Origin of the sequence: Coprobacillus cateniformis, assembly GCF_009767585.1 — a bacterium.
GTDB lineage: Bacteria > Bacillota_I > Bacilli_A > Erysipelotrichales > Coprobacillaceae > Coprobacillus > Coprobacillus cateniformis.
Genome location: NZ_WSNW01000001.1, coordinates 3,574,971 through 3,592,038, shown reverse-complemented (window position 1 = coordinate 3,592,038; position 17,068 = coordinate 3,574,971). Strand labels below are relative to the sequence as shown.

Sequence of the window (17,068 nt, the reverse complement as noted above, 5' to 3'; positions counted from 1 at the left end):
ATTTGGGAGTTAGCATATACTTCCCAGTGATTTTAAATAAATTGATATGGAAATTCACAAGAGAAAAGAGTATACTATAGATATATAGGAGGAAAGAAAATTATGTCTAAAAAGTATTTATCTATGGATGGAAATACTGCAGCTGCGCACGTGGCCTATGCATTTAGTGAAGTTGCAAGTATCTATCCAATTACCCCATCTTCTCCAATGGCAGAAAACGCTGAGGCTTGGGCTGCTCAAGGGATGAAGAATATTTTTGGGTCTTCTGTAAATGTTATTGAAATGCAATCAGAAGCTGGAGCAGCAGGGGCTGTTCATGGAGCTTTACAAGGTGGTGCTCTAGCAACAACTTTTACTGCTTCACAAGGTTTGCTATTAATGATTCCAAACCTTTATAAAATTCAAGGTGAATTGTTACCTGGTGTATTCCATGTGGCTGCAAGAGCACTTGCAACACGTGCGTTAAATATTTTTGGTGATCATCAAGACGTATATGCTTGTCGTCAAGTTGGTGCCCCTATGATTTGTTCTCATAGTGTTCAGGAAGTTATGGATTTAGGTGGAATTGCTCACTTAACAGCAATTAAAGCAAGTGTACCAGTTATTCATTTCTTTGATGGTTTTAGAACATCTCATGAAATTCAAAAAGTAGAAGTTATGGATTATGAAGTTCTAGATAGTTTATTAGATAAAGAAGCATTAAAGAAATTTAAAGACAATGCATTGAATCCACACACAAATCCTATTGAACGTGGTGGGGCTGAAAATGATGATATCTACTTCCAGGGTAGAGAAGCTCAAAATAAACATTATGATGCTGTTGTAGAAATTGCTGCTGATTATATGAAAAAGATTTCTGAAATTACTGGTAGAGAATATGCTCCATTTACATATTATGGAGCACCAGATGCAGATAGAGTTATCGTTGCAATGGGATCAGTAACAGAAACTGTAAAAGAAACAATTGATGAAATGATGAAAAATGGAGAAAAGGTTGGTTTAATCAAAGTTCACTTATATAGACCATTCTCTCCAAAATATTTATTAGATGTTTTACCAGAAACAGTTAAGAAAATTGCTGTTTTAGACCGTACGAAAGAAATCGGATCAACTGGTGAACCATTATACTTAGATGTTGTTGCTGTTTTAAAAGATAAAGATATCAATATCATTGGTGGTCGTTATGGTATGGGTTCTAAAGATACAACACCTCGTCAAATTAAAGGTGTTTATGATCATTTATTAGAAACTGATCCATTTAATTCATTTACAATTGGTATTCATGATGATGTCACTCATTTGTCATTAAAAGAAGATGATGAATTTACTGTTGATGCTGATTACACATCTTGTTTATTCTATGGATTAGGATCTGATGGTACGGTATCTGCTAATAAATCTTCTATTAAGATTATTGGGGACCATACTGATTTATATTCACAAGCTTATTTTGCTTATGATAGTAAAAAAGCAGGTGGAGCAACTCGTTCTAACTTAAGATTTGGACATACTCCAATTCGTGCAACTTATTATGTTAATAATGCTGATTTTATTTCATGTTCATTAGATAACTATGTTGTCAAATTCGATATGTTGAAGAATTTGAAAAAGGGTGGAACATTCTTATTAAATACTGAATTTGATGAAAAAGAAGTTGTTGATTATTTACCAAATCGTTTGAAAAAACAATTGGCAGATAAGAATGCTAAATTCTTTATCATTAATGCAAATAAAATTGCAAGTGAAATTGGTATGGGAAGAAGAACAAATACAATTCTTCAATCTGCTTTCTTTGCATTAAATCCACAAATTTTACCAATTGAGAAATCTGTTGAATATATGAAAGCAATGGCTAAGAAAACATATGGTAAAAAAGGTGACGCTATTGTTGAATTAAACTATAAAGCAATCGATGCTGGAAAAGATGCAATTGTAGAAGTTCCTGTATCTGCTGATTGGGCTAATTTAACAGTTAATGAGACACGTCAACGTACAGGTGATGATCATTTTGATAACTTTGTATCACCAATTAATTCATTAGATGGTTATGATTTACCAGTATCTGCTTTCATGGATAAGTTAGATGGTTCTATGCAATCAGGTGTTGCTTTAAAAGAAAAACGTGCAATTGCAGTTGAAGTTCCTCGCTGGGAAAAAGAAAACTGTATCCAATGTAATAACTGTGTTATGGTTTGTCCACATGCAACAATTCGTGCATTCTTATTAAATGATGAAGAAATGAATGCATTACCAGAAGATATCCATGATGATGTCTTAAAACCAATTGGTAAGAATGTTGATGGTTTGGCATACCGTATCCAAGTTTCACCTGATAATTGTGTTGGATGTGGTCTTTGTGTCACTGAATGTCCAGGTAAAGCAGGAAAGAAAGCTTTAACTATGGTACCAGTAAAAGAAGAATTGGATCATGCGCCATTAGCTGATTATATGTATACAAAAGTATCTTATAAGGCTGATCGTTATCCATTAACTACTGTTAAAGGTGTTGGTTTCATGAGACCATACTTTGAAGTTTCTGGAGCTTGTGGTGGATGTGGTGAAACTCCATATTACCGTTTGGCTTCTCAATTATTTGGTAAAGATATGAGAATTGCTAATGCAACAGGATGTAGTTCAATCTATTCAGGATCTACACCATCAACTCCATGTACAGTTGATGAAAATGGTCAAGGACCTGCATGGGCTAACTCATTATTTGAAGATAATGCTGAATATGGTTTTGGTATGAAACTAGCTGAAAACTATATGGCTAAACATATTTTAGAAATCATTAGAGATAACAAAGCTGATTGTGAACCTGAACTTCAAGACGTATTAACTCAATATGAAGGTGTAAAAGGTCAACGTGAAGAAGAAAGAAAACTTTATGATCAATTGGTATCATTAGTTGAAACTTCAAAATGTGAAGGTATCAAACCTTTATTAGATATGAAAGGTGAATTGGTTACAAAATCACAATGGATCATCGGTGGAGATGGTTGGGCATATGACATCGGATACGGTGGTGTTGACCATGTTTTAGCAAGTGATCAAAATGTCAATATCTTAGTGCTTGATACAGAAGTTTACTCTAATACAGGAGGACAATCTTCTAAATCTTCACAAGCTGGTTCAATTGCAAAATTCACTGCTGGAGGTAAAGCAGCTTCTAAGAAAGATTTAGCTCAAATTGCTATGGCATATGGACATGTTTATGTGGCTCAAATTTCTATGGGAGCTAACCCAATGCAAACAATTAAAGCTATGAAAGAAGCAGAAGCTTATGATGGACCATCATTAATTATTGCTTATGCTCCATGTATTGAACATGGTATTAAAGGTGGTTTAGCAAATCATCAAATTGAACAAAAACGTGCTGTTGAATGTGGTTACTTCAACTTATTCAGATATGATCCACGTTTAGAAGATCAAGAAAAGAATCCATTACAAATTGATTCTAAAGAACCTGATTTCACTAAGTTCAAAGATTTCTTATTAAATGAAAATAGATTTGCAATGTTAGCAAAAGTTAATCCTGAACACGCTGAAGAATTAATGACAAAATGTGAAAAAGATGCTAAAAAACGTCGTGCACGTTTAGATCGCATGGTTTCAGAATAATTAAATAAGGAAAGGCATATTTTAATAAGAAAATATGCCTTTTTTATTTCATAGAAAACTAGTTTTATCAAATGTTTTGTGTCTATATGATTTCCTTAATATAAATATTACATTTTCTTAACGTATGAAGATTTTATGTAATGAATAAAATTTTACATAATAAGAGTATAGAAAATTAATAAAAATGTAGTTTTTCTACAAGGAGGAAATTATGGAAGAGACAATACAGTTTCAAATTCAAACTGTTTATAATCAGTTACGTCCATCAGAAAAAAAGGTTGCTGATTATATTCTTGATTATAATGACAGTATTGAAAAATTATCAATGACATTTATTGAAAAGGAAGTTGGTGTTTCACAACCAACTATTATGCGTTTTGTCAAAGCGATTGGATGTAAGGGATTTAAACAGTTGAAATATAGTTTAATAAAATCAAATGAAACTCATACTCATGTACTTTATGGCTTTGATATTACACAACTGAGTAAAGTACAGGATATTCCATCTTTAATGATTGCAACAACAATTCAAATGCTTGAAGACACGTTAAAATCAATTTCTGTCGAATCTTTTGAGAAAGCCGTGAGGATGTTACATAGTGCACAGCATATTAGTATTTATGCTGTTGAAAATTCAGCGAGTGTAGCTAGTGATTGAATGACAAAACTGTTATATTTAGGGAAAGATGTGCATTACTATAATGATTATTATTTGCAAAATATTCATGCTCAAAATCTTGGTCAAGATGATATAGCAATTGGTATTTCTTATTCAGGTAATTCTGTTAATACAATTGAAACATTGAAATTAGCACAAGAGAGCGGAGCTCATACAATAACAATAAGTAACTTTGAGAATGCATTCATTCATCAATATGGTGAAGTTTCCTTATATACAAGTCAAAAACAATATTTATATGGAGATGCCATTTATTCACGAACAAAACAAACCAGTATAATTGATATGTTATATGTTGGAATTTTATTTTGTGATTATCAAAAATACACAAAAAAATTAGATACATATAGTCAACTTATTAAAAAAAGAGGATTCCAAAAAGAAGACCAAAAGATGTAGAAAAACTACATCTATGGTCTTTTTGACTTTACAAATCCTTAACAAATTCTTAAAGAAAAATGCGTAGAAAAATATTTAAGAACTTGGCATAATGCAAGTGTCGATAAGGACAGGAGGAAAAAAATGTTAAAATTAGAACATATACAAAAGTCATTTGATGGTGTTCATATTCTTAATGATTTATCATTAGATATACCCAATGGGGAGATTGTTTCTATTTTAGAACCATCAGGGAGTGGAAAAACAACTTTATTAAATCTTATTCTTGGTATTACAGATATTGATAGTGGGAGAATTCTTTTTAATGATCAGGATATTACAGATGTACCTATGGAACAGCGCGGTTTTAATATCGTTTTTCAAGACTATGCATTATTTCCAAACTTGACTGCTTATGAAAATATAACATATGGTTTAAAAAACAAACCACATATTTCATCACCAGAAGAAGTTCAGGAACTCGTTCATTTGCTAGGCTTAGAAAAACATTTAAATAAACGTATTGATCAATTATCTGGTGGACAAAAACAACGTGTTGCCTTGGCCAGAACGTTGGTTATGAAACCTAAGATTTTATTACTGGATGAACCATTAAGTGCATTAGATGGTGTCATAAAGGAATCTATTAAAGAAAGGATTAAGATGATTGCAAAGGAGTATAACTTAACAACAATTATTGTCACTCATGATCCAGAAGAAGCCTTGACATTATCAGATCGTGTCTTAATCATTAATGAGGGTCAAATTTCTCAATATGGAAAACCAGAAGATATTTTAAATCAACCAAGTTGTGATTTTGTACAGGACTTTATATTAAATCAATTAGAAATAAAAAGAAGAAATATATTTGCATTGTTTCGTCCTATGCAAGAACAAATGGTATAAATATGAAAAAGAACTTTGAAATCAAAGCAATATACTGGTTTGTTATTGTTCTCTTTGCTTGTTTCCTTGTTCTTCCACTTGGCTCATTACTTATACAATCTTTTCAAAGTCAAGGAAACTTCTCCTTTGCTAATTACATTCAGGTTATTGGAGAAAAAGGCTTTTTAACAGCATTACAGAATAGTTTCCTTGTCTCGGGATTAAGTGCATTGATTACAACATTATTAGCTTTTATGATGGCTTATGCTATTCATTATACCAATATTCCTCTGCTATTAAAAAAGTTTATGAAGAATATGACAATGCTTCCTATGTTGTTGCCAACAATCACTTATGGATTTGCAATTATATATTCATTTGGAAAACAGGGTTTATGGACAAAAATCTTTGGTCATCAATTCTTTGATATTTATGGCATGAATGGTTTATTGCTGGGTTATGTTATTTATACATTACCTATTGCCTTTATGCTCATTCACAATGCTATGGAATACATTGATAAAAAGTTTATTATTGTTTCTAAACTGATGAATGATAATTCATTCAAAACATTTATCATGACACTCTTAAAGCCTATGTTAGGAACTTTGGCCGCAGCTTTTATTCAGGCTTTCTTTCTTAGTTTTACTGATTTTGGAATTCCGGCGTCAGTAGGTGGACAGTTTGAGGTTGTTGCTAGCGTTCTATATAATCAAATGTTAGGGAGTATTCCTAACTTTGCAAATGGTGCAGTTGTTGCAATGATAATGTTATTGCCATCAGTCTTAAGCATTGCATTGCTTCACTACTTAGAAAAATATAACATTCGCTATAACAAAATATCAACAATTGAATTTAAGAAAAATACTTTCAGAGATGTTTTTTGGAGCCTGATTGGACTTATGATAAATGTGTTTGTGCTTGCTATATTTACAGTTATTTTCATCATTCCATTTATCCAGATGTGGCCTTATGATATGTCATTAACGTTGACACACATAGAAGCCGTCCTAAAGGAACCAACGCTTATAGGTGTTATCGAAAATTCGCTGATTGTTGCTATTTTGACAGCAGTGACTGGAACACTTGTTGTTTATGGTGCTGCTTTGGCTGTTGCCAGAAGTGCCATTCATTCTCGGTTGAAGAAAATAATTGAAACAATAGCTTTGGTCACAAATACAGTTCCAGGGATGGTTATTGGAATTGCTTATTTATTGATATTTTCAGGATCACCCCTTCAAAATACGTTCATCATTATCATTGTTTGTAATATTGTTCATTTTTTCTCATCTCCATATTTCATGATGAAGAATTCATTGATGAAAATGAATGCTGGTTATGAAACAACAGCAAGATTAATGGGAGATAGTTGGCTAAAAACTATCCTGAGAGTCGTTACACCTAATGCTTTATCATCTCTTTTAGAAGTTTTTAGTTATTATTTTATTAATGCTATGGTGACAGTCAGTGCAGTTATCTTTATTGCAGGTGCAAGAACAATGGTTATGACAACAAAAATTAAGGAACTTCAACACTTTGCAAAATTTAATGAAATCTTTGTATTATCAATCTTTATTTTCATTATAAATTTTATTGCAAAGGGATTGTTCTATTATTTCACACATCGAAAGAAAAGGGAGAAAACAAAATGAAATCAAGATTATTAAAGGGAATATTAGCTATGGTACTTTTATGTGCAACATTATTGACTGGTTGTCAATCTACAGCTAATCAAGTCGTTATTTATTCTAATGCGGATGACGAAGCTGTTACAGCGATGAAGAATGCATTAGACAAGAACGGTTATGAGGGCAATACTTATTTCAAACTTTTGGAACAAGTGAATTAGGAGGGAAACTATTGGCTGAAGGAACAAATATTGAAGCTGATTTGGTTACAATGAGTTCATTCTATTTAGAAAGTGCACAATCACAAAATGATATGTTTGTTGATTTGGATTTTGATACAAAATCAATAGAAGACTATCCAAGTTTTTATACACCAATCACTTCACAAGAAGGTGCAATGATTGTCAATACTGAAGAATTAAAAACAAATCGTATAAATGCTCCAAAAAGTATTAAAGATTTAGCAAAGCCAGAATATAAAGATATGATATCTGTGACTGATATTTCCTCTTCATCAACAGCCTGGTTGCTGATTCAAGCAATTGTGAGTGAATATGGCGAAGAGGAAGCAAAGGATGTTTTAAAAGGCATCTATAGTAATGCAGGAGCGCATATTGAAGAATCTGGATCAGGACCTATCAAAAAGGTTAGAGCTGGAGAAGTTGCGATTGGGTTTGGTTTAAGACATCAAGCAGTTAGAGATAAAACATCAGGATTACCAATTGATTATATTGATCCAACTGAAGGAAATTTTAATCTCACTGAATCGGTTGCAGTTATTAATAAAAAAGACAGTGATCATCAAAAATTAGCAATGAAGATGGCTCAATGTATTATAGACAATGGCAGAAAAGAATTGTTAGAAACTTATCCCAATCCATTATACGAAGGTGAAACATCTTCATCAGCTTATAAATCTGCCTATCCAAAAGTTTTTAAAGAAAAATTAACAGCAGACTTATTAAAGAAACATCAAAAATTATCAGAAGAATGTAAGGAGAAATAAGAATGAAGAATTATAAATTACTAACACCTGGACCTTTAACAACAACACCTACAGTGAAACAGGAAATGTTATTTGATCATTGTACATGGGATGATGATTATAAGCAAATCACTTTAAAAATGAGAGACCAGCTCTTAGAGTTAGCGCATGTTTCTCAAGATGACTATACAGTTGTTTTGATGCAGGGAAGCGGGACTTTTGGTGTCGAATCAGTGATAACAAGTGTGATTGGTGATGATGAAAAACTCTTGATTATTGCTAATGGGGCATATGGTGATAGAATGAAGGATATTTGTGAGCATGCACATGTTCCTTATGAATTGATATCATTTGCTGAGAACGAAAGTCCAGATGCAAGGAAAGTGGCTCAAATATTAGATGAAGATCCTTCAATTACACATGTTGCTATGGTGCATAGTGAAACAACATCAGGTATTTTAAATGATATTGAAAGCGTTGCGAAAGTTGTGAAAGAACATCAAAAAGTCTTTATTGTTGATGCAATGAGTAGTTTTGGTGGCGTTGATATAGAAGTTGGAAAATTAGGTATTGATTTTCTGATTAGTAGTGCCAATAAATGTATTCAGGGGGTTCCAGGATTCTCATTTATTATTGCAAATAAACAATTGTTAATGGAAAGTCAAGGGAAGGCAAGAAGTTTATCGTTGGATTTATACGATCAATGGAAAACGATGGAAAAGGATGGGAAATGGCGTTTTACTTCACCAACTCATGTTGTCCTTGCTTTTTCAAAGGCACTTGATGAAATGTTGGCAGAAGGTGGCATTGCAGCGAGATCAAAACGTTACTATGACAACAATCGTTTATTAATTCGAAAAATGGCTGAAATGGGTATGGCAAGTTATGTTGATATTGAATATCAAGGACCAATTATTACAACTTTCTACTACCCTGAAAATAAACATTTTGCTTTTTCTGATATGTATCGTTATATTAAAAAAAGAGGATATGCTATTTATCCTGGAAAGTTAACGACAGCCGAAACATTTAGAATTGGAAATATTGGAGAAATCTATGAAGAAGATATCTTAAACTTATGTGATATTATTCGTGATTTCTTAGCGGAGGTATAAAGAATGAAAATAGAGGCAGTGATTTTCGATTGGGCAGGAACAACAGTTGATTATGGATGTTTTGCACCAGTTCAAGCATTTCATGATGCTTTTGAAGCTTATGGATTGCATCCGACTTTTGATGAAATCAGACAACCAATGGGCATGTTAAAGATTGATCATATCAAAACAATGTTAGAAATGGATTCATTAAAAAAAGAATTTCAAGATGTTTATCAGCGTTCATATACTGATGAAGATGTTCATCAGATTTATGATATTTTTGAAAAAACATTGATGGAAGGAATCACACAACATACAAGAATCAAACCATATGTCATTGAGACAGTCCAAAAATTACGTAAGAAAGGACTAAAGATTGGATCGACGACTGGTTATACTGATATGATGATGGAGCCTGTTTTAAAAAGTGCGAAAGAACAAGGTTATGAACCAGACTGCTGGTATTCACCTGATGCAACTGAACACTTTGGCCGTCCATATCCTTATATGATATTTAAGAATATGATGAACTTACATTTAACAAGTGTTCAGCATATAATCAAAGTTGGAGATACTGTATCAGATATCAAGGAAGCAGTCAATGCTGGTGTTTATGCTGTTGGTGTCATAGAAGGAAGTTCTTTAATGGGATATAGTGAAGAAGAATATCAGTTGTTGAGTCAAGATGAAAAGATGATGGCTATTACAGAAGTCAAGCAGACATATATTGATAATGGAGCAGATGCTGTTATTATGAATTTAAGTGAATTGCCTGAACTTATTGAAAAATTAGAAACTGAATAAGAGATAAAAAGGCCTTGATTGGCCTTTTTTGAATTTAGATATCATAATCATATAATGAAAATTATTATTAGGAAAAAACGATTTATCTTCATAGAAAAGTTGCATATTATATTGATATATGCAACTGAACATGATATACTTTAAAAAAATCATCTTGTTGCATAGGTGTATGATTTTATAAGGTTATAGGGTATCATCATAAACAGCTGTTTTATATAAATATTTGCTGTAATAATAGGGATATTCTTGGGAGGGAATAATGAAAATTGAAAGTGTTATACATAATGATATAATTATTGCAGTTGTATCAAGCGATACAGTTATTATGAAAGATGTTCAGGATGCATTAGAATTTGTTATGTCTGTTCAATATGAAACCAATGCTGAAAGGATTGTTCTTAATCAAGAAGCCTTTGCTGATGATTTTTATCATTTAAAAACAGGATTAGCAGGAGAAATTCTTCAAAAGTTTGTTAATTATCATATAAAAATTGCTATCTATGGTGATTTTAGACAGTATATGAGTCAATCATTTCATGATTTTGTTTATGAATCTAACCATGGAAAGAATTTTTTCTTTGTAAGTACAAAAGAAGAAGCAATTTATCAGTTGATAAATGTATCATAGGAGGGGTAAAATTGGATACTGCATTACTTTTAAGGAGATATTATGATGAATGTAAAGAACTTTCTGATGTAGAAATTCAAGACTTCCTCGAGCGTTCAAGGGTTGTTGAAAAATTAACAAAAGATTATGATGAAAATGCTTTTTTTAATATTTTTAGATTGATTTGTTTATCTGAAATACCCTATATTGAGCGCTTGGACTACACAAATAAAATGCTTAATTTTGTTTCAAATAAATTATCTACACCTTGGGGATTTTCATATACAGGGAGCCTTCATTATATAGTGCCCTGTTATAATGCTATGCTTATGGAGGCATATGTAAGATTGGGGCTAGCAAAATCACAAGAAGTTAAAAATGCTTTGAATTGGATCAAGAAATATCAAGTTTTTGAAAGAAATCAAAAAACAGCATGGACATATGATGGGATTTGTAAGCATGGTGGCTGTATGCATGCAACACCTTGTTATATTGGCATAGGAAAAACAGTAAGGGCACTTATCACATATGCAAAGATGACTCAGCATAAAGATAAGGAAGTAGAATATTTTATTGATTTAGGAACAGAATATATGCTTAAACATAACATGTTTCAAAGATTATCAAATGGAAAGCCAATCAGTGTACATATAACTGATATTATGTTTCCGCAAGCATATATGTTATCACTTACTGATCTGGTTTATATAGCTAATCAAAGAAACCTCTGGGATGATAAGCGCTGTCATGCTTTAAGAGAACTGCTTAAACGAAAAGAAGTAGAACCTCATCAATGGAAAATTGATTATATTTATAGTCATAAAGGATATAAATCGTTTGAGACAAGAAGGTCTTCTTCTCAATGGATTGCATATGTGTTTGCTCAGAAATAGTTTTGTTATTAATAGAGATGAATGAAGAAAGGAAGAGTGAGATGTGTCAGGAATGTTATAGTGAAGATCCAAGAATAACACCGTTGTTGAAACCGTTAGAATGTTTAAAAAATCATACTCAATATATTTGTGGAACTTGTGGCCGTTGTATCTGTATTGAAAAGGAACCAAAAAGAGGATTGCAGAGGTGGAACTTTCCATTTAAGTCACTTGATATAGCAAAACTATATTTAAGAACTGCTGATTATACAATGAAAACAAATTGTGGTATCTATGAAATAGAAAATGATAAAGGCAGAAAGTCATATAAGATATTTGTCAATAATGAAGATTTATATATTTATTTACAAAAAAACAATCAAAAGAAATGTGTATTAATGCAACCAATATATCAAAAAAGTCAATATCTTGAATTTCCTCATACACAAGTGAGAAAATTAACTGCAGTAGAAGTTGATACATATATAGCGAAGAGAAATTGATGAGTGATTTACAACAGATTCCAGGAATAGGGAAAAGCATTGAACAAGATTTGTTTCACATCGGTATTCATTGTATTGCTGATTTGAAGGGAAAAGATCCGGAAATCTTATTTATAAAATCTTGTGATTATAAAGGTTATCAAGAAGACAGATGTTTATTATATGTCTTTCGGTTGGCTGTTTATTATGCAGAAAATGAGAAACATGATCCAGATAAACTAAAATGGTGGTATTGGAAAAATGATGAATAGAAGATTTATGAATAAAGAATGTGATTTTATACATTCTTTTTTTGAGTTTCATTAAATGAATAAATCAGCTTGATCGTATTTTATGATATTTAAAATAGAAATGTTATTGGATTTATTTTCTATTTGTAAATTGGATTAAGAATAATTATGAATGGACATCAAGTATTCAGGTAGATCTTTTTTTGATTTGAGAATTCTTGAATCTCATCTTTTCTTTGACATAATTTTCTCGTGATATTTTCTATAATGAAAGAGGGGTGAAATCATGGAGGTCTATTTGGAAGTCACATATGCTATCAATGCATTGATGATCTTACTAACATTTGAATTATTGTGTTTTTTATTAAATCAACAAATGACTATAAAAGAACTGTTCAAATATATGCTTACCTATAACATATCGATCATTTTTCTTTTTATAGATTTCTTTGATGGGTTCCTCTTGTTATATGACTTACTCTTAACTCTTTTTTATTTTAAAAAACTCACTTATATCTATTATCCTTTGTTTTTATTTGTCTATATCTCATTATTGGCTTTTTTGGAGATGATATTACCATCTTCTACAATATTCCAAGGTGTTTTATTGGTAGAAGGTTTTGATTTTGTTTCATTACTTATTCTTACATTTATAGTTCTTGGTATTTTTTATTTTTATATTGCATTTTGCCAACATAAACTTCAAAAAGATGAAATGGTCAATGTTTCTTTTTTAGGAAAAGAATGTTTAGGATTTGTAGATAATGGAAACAAAGTTTTTTATAAGGGATATCCTGTTATTTTTATTAGTCATTCTTTGTTGGAGGCTTATGAAAAGATTGACAGCATTGTGATTGAGACAGCAAATCAGGTAGAAACAGTAGATATTATTGTTATGAAAGAGATAGAGATTAATCATCAAGTTCTACATCATGTTTACGTAGGAGTGATGTCATCTAACGAGTATGATTGTATTTTAAATTCTCAGTTATTAGGAGGCTTGTTATGATTTTACAATGGATTAAGCGTTGGCTATTCAAAAAGAAAGTTCTATTTTATATTGGTAGACATGATGTTTTAAAAGCACCTTTGAAAGGTAAAGAGGAAGCAGATGCTTTGGTAAAACTGCAACAGGGAGATGCTCAGGCTAGAGACTTGTTAATTGAGCATAATTTGCGTCTTGTTGTTTATGTTGCTAAAAAGTACGATTCTGTTCAAAATGGAAGTATTGAAGATTTAATTAGTATTGGAACGATTGGATTAGTAAAAGCTGTCAATACTTTTAAAATGGATAAGAACATTAAATTGGCAACCTATGCTTCACGTTGTATAGAAAATGAAATATTAATGTTTTTAAGAAAAAATAACAAATTAAGGCAAGAAATATCTTTAGATGAACCCTTAAATGTGGATTATGATGGTAATGAATTATTATTGTCAGATATTATTGGAACTGATAAAGACATTGTTCAAGATGAAATTGAACATAATGATCAAAAAGAAAAATTTTATCGTGCTTTGCACCATTTAAATGAAAGAGAACAGGAAATATTAATGATGCGATATGGTTTGGTAGGTCATGATGAATTAACTCAAAAAGACGTTGCAGAGGTATTAGGGATCTCACAATCATATATATCTAGATTAGAGAAAAAGATTATCAAAAAGTTACGAAATAAATTGAATGATGATGAATAATGTCATTTAAAATGGTGAGACTTCTATCAAAGGAGTCGAAAGTATGTCAAGGTACAAAGTTGAAATTAATGGTTATACTATTCAAGAATACGAAAAGTTAAGTCATCAGGAAACGATGAATTTATTAGATCAATATCATCAAACAAATGATGAAAATATAAAGGAAAAACTTGTTCTTTCTAATTTGAAACTGGTTTTATCATTAGTCCAAAAATATCATCAGAGAGTCAGTAATTTAGATGATTTATTCCAAGTTGGTGTCATTGGTCTTATCAAAGCTATTGATCATTTTGATACATCATTAGATGTTCGTTTTTCCACATATGCAGTTCCTTTAATTATTGGAGAAATTAAACGTTATATTCGAGATAATTCACCAATGAGAATCCCACGTTCTATGCGTGATTTGGCATATAAAGCTTTATTGGCAAATGAAGAATATATGAAAAAACATCATAAGGAAGCATCAACTAAAGAATTATCAAAGATTTTAGATGTTGATGAATTTCTATTAGTTGAGGCATTATCATCAACCAATAGTGTAACTTCTCTTTCACAAGAAGTTCAAAATGATGGGAATGGACAAATTGATTTAGAAAGCCAGATTCCTGATCGTAAAAATCAAATGGAAGATATGCAGAATTCAATTGATTTATATGAAGCTATGAATCACTTGGATGAAAAAGAATTACAAATTATTAATGAGAGATATTTTAAAGGACATACACAAAGTGAAATTGCTAAAGAATTATTTATTTCTCAAGCACAGGTTTCACGTATTGAAAAACAGGCTTTATCACATTTAAAGAAATATATGGTTTAGTGTTTGCATATACTGTATGGGTGATTGTATGCGATTTGTTTCTTTACAATGCAAAGATGTTGTGAATGCAGCAACTGGAACGAAGATTGGTTATGTTGTCGATGTTGAGATAGATCCACTTTGCCGATGTATACAGGCAATTATTGTGGAACGTGTATCAGCATTTCGATTGTTGTGTGTTTTTAAAGGGCCACCAACGTTTATTATTCCTATTGAAAATATTATAACAATAGGAGAGGATGTTATATTGGTGAATATCGAGTGTTAAATAAATAGCTATAAAGAAACCGATTTGGTAAAAAGAGAAATATTGGAAACAATTTTCTCTTTTTTTCATACACATGTTATGTTATAATAAAGAAAGAAATATAAGGAGGTTACCTCATGGGATACGGACAAAAAGTAAAAAAATGGTTTTTTGAAGAAGAAGATGAAGACGATGATATTTATGAAGAGGTAGAAATAGATACGGAAGAAGAACCTGCGAAAACAACAAGTATGTTTGAAAAAGCAAAATCTACAAAAACAAGTGATGCTGTAAGAGCTTTAAGTGCAAATAAAGATAGTCATTTGGTTTTGTTTGAGCCTAGAGCTTATAGTGAAACACAAGAAATAGCGATTTATTTAAAACAAAAAAGGGCAGCTGTAGTCAATTTGCATCGTTTACAAAAAGAACAATCTAAACGTGTGATTGATTTCTTGAGTGGAGTTATCTTTGCGATTGAGGGAGATATTCAACAAATTGGTCCTAAGATTTTTCTGTGTACACCTAAAAATATTGGAGTCAGTGGAAATATCACAATGGATTCAAATGAAAGTGAAGAATAATATAAGTATTAGCTCTTGCTAATACTTTCTTTTTGCTTATGTTAGAACATTTTAAAGGTGATGAAGCCTTTGTTAAGAAGATTTTAGATTGTCGCTATCAAGCTCTCAATCATCAAAGAATGATATTAACAGCTTTTTTAAATCCACATGAACAGAATATTGTATATAAAGTAATAGGAACTCAAGATTTACAAATTCATTGTCAGGGTGGCTTTAAAAATGCTGAGAATCAAAGACTTATTATTTGTCCAGATTTTTATGAAGTTTTATCAGAAGATTTTGAAATTGTAGTCGTTGAAGTTCTTTATCATCAGCAGTTTGGTAAATTGCAGCATAGAGATGTTTTGGGTGCTTTGATGAATTTAGGTATTAAGCGTGAGTGTATAGGAGATATTTATGATGCAGATAGATTATTCTTTGCTTGTACACAACAGACGTATTCATTTATACAAATGCATTTGAAACAAATAAAAAAATCTAAAATTCATTTAAAAGTAATCAATGAAACAATTGAAATTCAACACCAATATATGACAAAAACTTTCTTTTTATCAAGTTTTAGACTTGATAAAGTGGTTTCTACATTGTACAAAGTTCCTCGACAATTAGCAAGTGAGTCAATTCGTGCAGGAAATGTCAAAGTCAATCATAAAGATGTTGAAGAAGTCAGCTTTTTGTGTCATAATGATGATATAATATCCTTTAAGCGTCATGGGCGTGTGAAACTTGTAGATGAAAATCGACAAACGAAGCAGGGAAATCATGTTGTGACAGGGTATTTTTATAAGTGAGGTGAAAGATGTGGAACAATTTGATAGACAATTTCGAGGTTATAATAGGCTTGAAGTTGATGATTATATCAATGAGTTAAAACAACAAATTCAAGAACAGACAGAAACAATCCAATCTTTACAAAGTGATATAGATCAGTTGAATGAACAAAATACCTTACTTACAAAAGAATTAAATGTTCATGAAAAAACGAATGAAGAGATTGCGAGATTGGCATTAAAAGAAGCAAGTGAATTGATTGAAAAGGCCAAAAGAAATGCCAATATGATATTAAAAGAATCAATGGAGTATGTCAGAGGTTTATCTAAAGATATGGATAATTTCAAGCAAGAAGCTATTGATTTTAGAGCAAATGTTGTAAAAATGAGTGAAGATATGTTAGAAACTATTGACAAATCTGAAATTTTTAGTTTAATAAGAGAAGAAAAAGAAAATTAACTACGAAGATGGAGACTGTTTATAAAGGAAACTTAGAGAGAACTTGTGGCTGGTGAAAGCAAGGAAGTTAAATTTATAATGAATCACTCCTGAGTAGCGTCCTGAAAATAAGTAGGGATTAGCCGTTGGTCGCGTTAAGACATTGAGAGCATATCTATGTGATATGAAAAAAAGGTGGTACCGCGTTTAAACGTCCTTTA

The 17,068-nt window shown here is 31.4% G+C and carries 20 protein-coding genes and 1 other annotated feature (1 of these 21 running past the window's edge); all 20 genes read left to right on the top strand.

The genetic code is table 11. From position 1 onward, the window contains the following. The first annotated feature begins 102 nt into the window (after positions 1 to 102). The 20 genes from nifJ (at position 103) to GQF29_RS17750 (ending at position 16,868) form a co-directional block, all read left to right on the top strand. Entirely contained in the window at positions 103 to 3,621 is a 3,519-nt protein-coding gene (gene nifJ / locus GQF29_RS17830; RefSeq protein WP_160340863.1) for a pyruvate:ferredoxin (flavodoxin) oxidoreductase, read from the top strand. 211 nt (positions 3,622 to 3,832) lie between these two features. Then, the gene (locus GQF29_RS18765) at positions 3,833 to 4,279 is read left to right on the top strand and encodes a MurR/RpiR family transcriptional regulator (protein WP_236916465.1); all 447 of its coding nucleotides are present in this window, start codon (positions 3,833 to 3,835) and stop codon (positions 4,277 to 4,279) included. Further along, positions 4,280 to 4,699 carry a MurR/RpiR family transcriptional regulator gene (locus tag GQF29_RS18760; RefSeq protein WP_236916464.1) on the top strand — a complete coding sequence of 140 codons (420 nt, stop codon included), beginning with the start codon at positions 4,280 to 4,282 and terminating at the stop codon, positions 4,697 to 4,699. Between the two features lie 123 nt (positions 4,700 to 4,822). Then, positions 4,823 to 5,584, top strand: coding sequence for an ABC transporter ATP-binding protein (locus GQF29_RS17820; RefSeq protein ID WP_160340862.1), 762 nt, complete (start codon positions 4,823 to 4,825; stop codon positions 5,582 to 5,584). 2 nt (positions 5,585 to 5,586) lie between these two features. Continuing rightward, the gene (locus tag GQF29_RS17815; RefSeq protein ID WP_160340861.1) at positions 5,587 to 7,215 is read left to right on the top strand and encodes an ABC transporter permease subunit; all 1,629 of its coding nucleotides are present in this window, start codon (positions 5,587 to 5,589) and stop codon (positions 7,213 to 7,215) included. Further along, complete coding sequence (locus tag GQF29_RS18755) at positions 7,212 to 7,412, top strand: hypothetical protein (RefSeq protein WP_236916463.1); 201 nt, start codon at positions 7,212 to 7,214, stop codon at positions 7,410 to 7,412. The genes GQF29_RS17815 and GQF29_RS18755 overlap by 4 nt, the downstream gene beginning before the upstream one ends. Before the next feature lie 11 nt (positions 7,413 to 7,423). Beyond that, entirely contained in the window at positions 7,424 to 8,197 is a 774-nt protein-coding gene (locus GQF29_RS17810; RefSeq protein ID WP_236916462.1) for an ABC transporter substrate-binding protein, read from the top strand. A 2-nt stretch (positions 8,198 to 8,199) separates the two neighbouring features. Then, positions 8,200 to 9,291, top strand: coding sequence for a 2-aminoethylphosphonate--pyruvate transaminase (gene phnW / locus GQF29_RS18465; RefSeq protein WP_202086410.1), 1,092 nt, complete (start codon positions 8,200 to 8,202; stop codon positions 9,289 to 9,291). A gap of 3 nt (positions 9,292 to 9,294) precedes the next feature. Continuing rightward, the gene (phnX, locus tag GQF29_RS18460) at positions 9,295 to 10,077 is read left to right on the top strand and encodes a phosphonoacetaldehyde hydrolase (RefSeq protein ID WP_054689192.1); all 783 of its coding nucleotides are present in this window, start codon (positions 9,295 to 9,297) and stop codon (positions 10,075 to 10,077) included. Between the two features lie 259 nt (positions 10,078 to 10,336). Beyond that, a complete protein-coding gene (locus GQF29_RS17800) occupies positions 10,337 to 10,705 on the top strand; it encodes a DUF4180 domain-containing protein (protein ID WP_054689189.1) in 369 nt (122 codons plus the stop codon). 11 nt (positions 10,706 to 10,716) lie between these two features. Next, positions 10,717 to 11,577, top strand: coding sequence for a hypothetical protein (locus GQF29_RS17795; RefSeq protein WP_160340860.1), 861 nt, complete (start codon positions 10,717 to 10,719; stop codon positions 11,575 to 11,577). 41 nt (positions 11,578 to 11,618) lie between these two features. Then, positions 11,619 to 12,059, top strand: a complete 441-nt coding sequence (locus GQF29_RS17790) for a hypothetical protein (RefSeq protein ID WP_054689204.1) — start codon at positions 11,619 to 11,621, stop codon at positions 12,057 to 12,059. Beyond that, positions 12,059 to 12,310, top strand: coding sequence for a helix-hairpin-helix domain-containing protein (locus GQF29_RS17785; protein ID WP_054689185.1), 252 nt, complete (start codon positions 12,059 to 12,061; stop codon positions 12,308 to 12,310). The genes GQF29_RS17790 and GQF29_RS17785 overlap by 1 nt, the downstream gene beginning before the upstream one ends. A 265-nt stretch (positions 12,311 to 12,575) precedes the next feature. Continuing rightward, positions 12,576 to 13,298 carry a hypothetical protein gene (locus GQF29_RS17780; RefSeq protein ID WP_054689183.1) on the top strand — a complete coding sequence of 241 codons (723 nt, stop codon included), beginning with the start codon at positions 12,576 to 12,578 and terminating at the stop codon, positions 13,296 to 13,298. Further along, the gene (gene sigK / locus GQF29_RS17775; protein ID WP_008789465.1) at positions 13,295 to 13,987 is read left to right on the top strand and encodes an RNA polymerase sporulation sigma factor SigK; all 693 of its coding nucleotides are present in this window, start codon (positions 13,295 to 13,297) and stop codon (positions 13,985 to 13,987) included. The genes GQF29_RS17780 and sigK overlap by 4 nt, the downstream gene beginning before the upstream one ends. Before the next feature lie 43 nt (positions 13,988 to 14,030). Further along, positions 14,031 to 14,810, top strand: coding sequence for a sigma-70 family RNA polymerase sigma factor (locus GQF29_RS17770; RefSeq protein ID WP_008789466.1), 780 nt, complete (start codon positions 14,031 to 14,033; stop codon positions 14,808 to 14,810). Between the two features lie 28 nt (positions 14,811 to 14,838). Continuing rightward, positions 14,839 to 15,078: a YlmC/YmxH family sporulation protein gene (locus GQF29_RS17765; RefSeq protein ID WP_008789467.1), complete on the top strand. Its 240-nt coding sequence runs from the start codon at positions 14,839 to 14,841 to the stop codon at positions 15,076 to 15,078. A gap of 116 nt (positions 15,079 to 15,194) precedes the next feature. Further along, positions 15,195 to 15,638 (top strand): cell division protein SepF, encoded by a 444-nt coding sequence (locus GQF29_RS17760; RefSeq protein WP_008789468.1) that lies wholly within the window; start codon positions 15,195 to 15,197, stop codon positions 15,636 to 15,638. A 38-nt stretch (positions 15,639 to 15,676) separates the two neighbouring features. Then, on the top strand, positions 15,677 to 16,429 hold the full coding sequence (locus tag GQF29_RS17755) for a YlmH family RNA-binding protein (protein WP_008789469.1): 753 nt from the start codon (positions 15,677 to 15,679) through the stop codon (positions 16,427 to 16,429). Between the two features lie 10 nt (positions 16,430 to 16,439). Further along, a complete protein-coding gene (locus GQF29_RS17750) occupies positions 16,440 to 16,868 on the top strand; it encodes a DivIVA domain-containing protein (protein WP_054689181.1) in 429 nt (142 codons plus the stop codon). After that, positions 16,865 to 17,068 (top strand) — a binding site (T-box leader) (it continues 1 nt past the right edge of the window). It overlaps the preceding gene by 4 nt.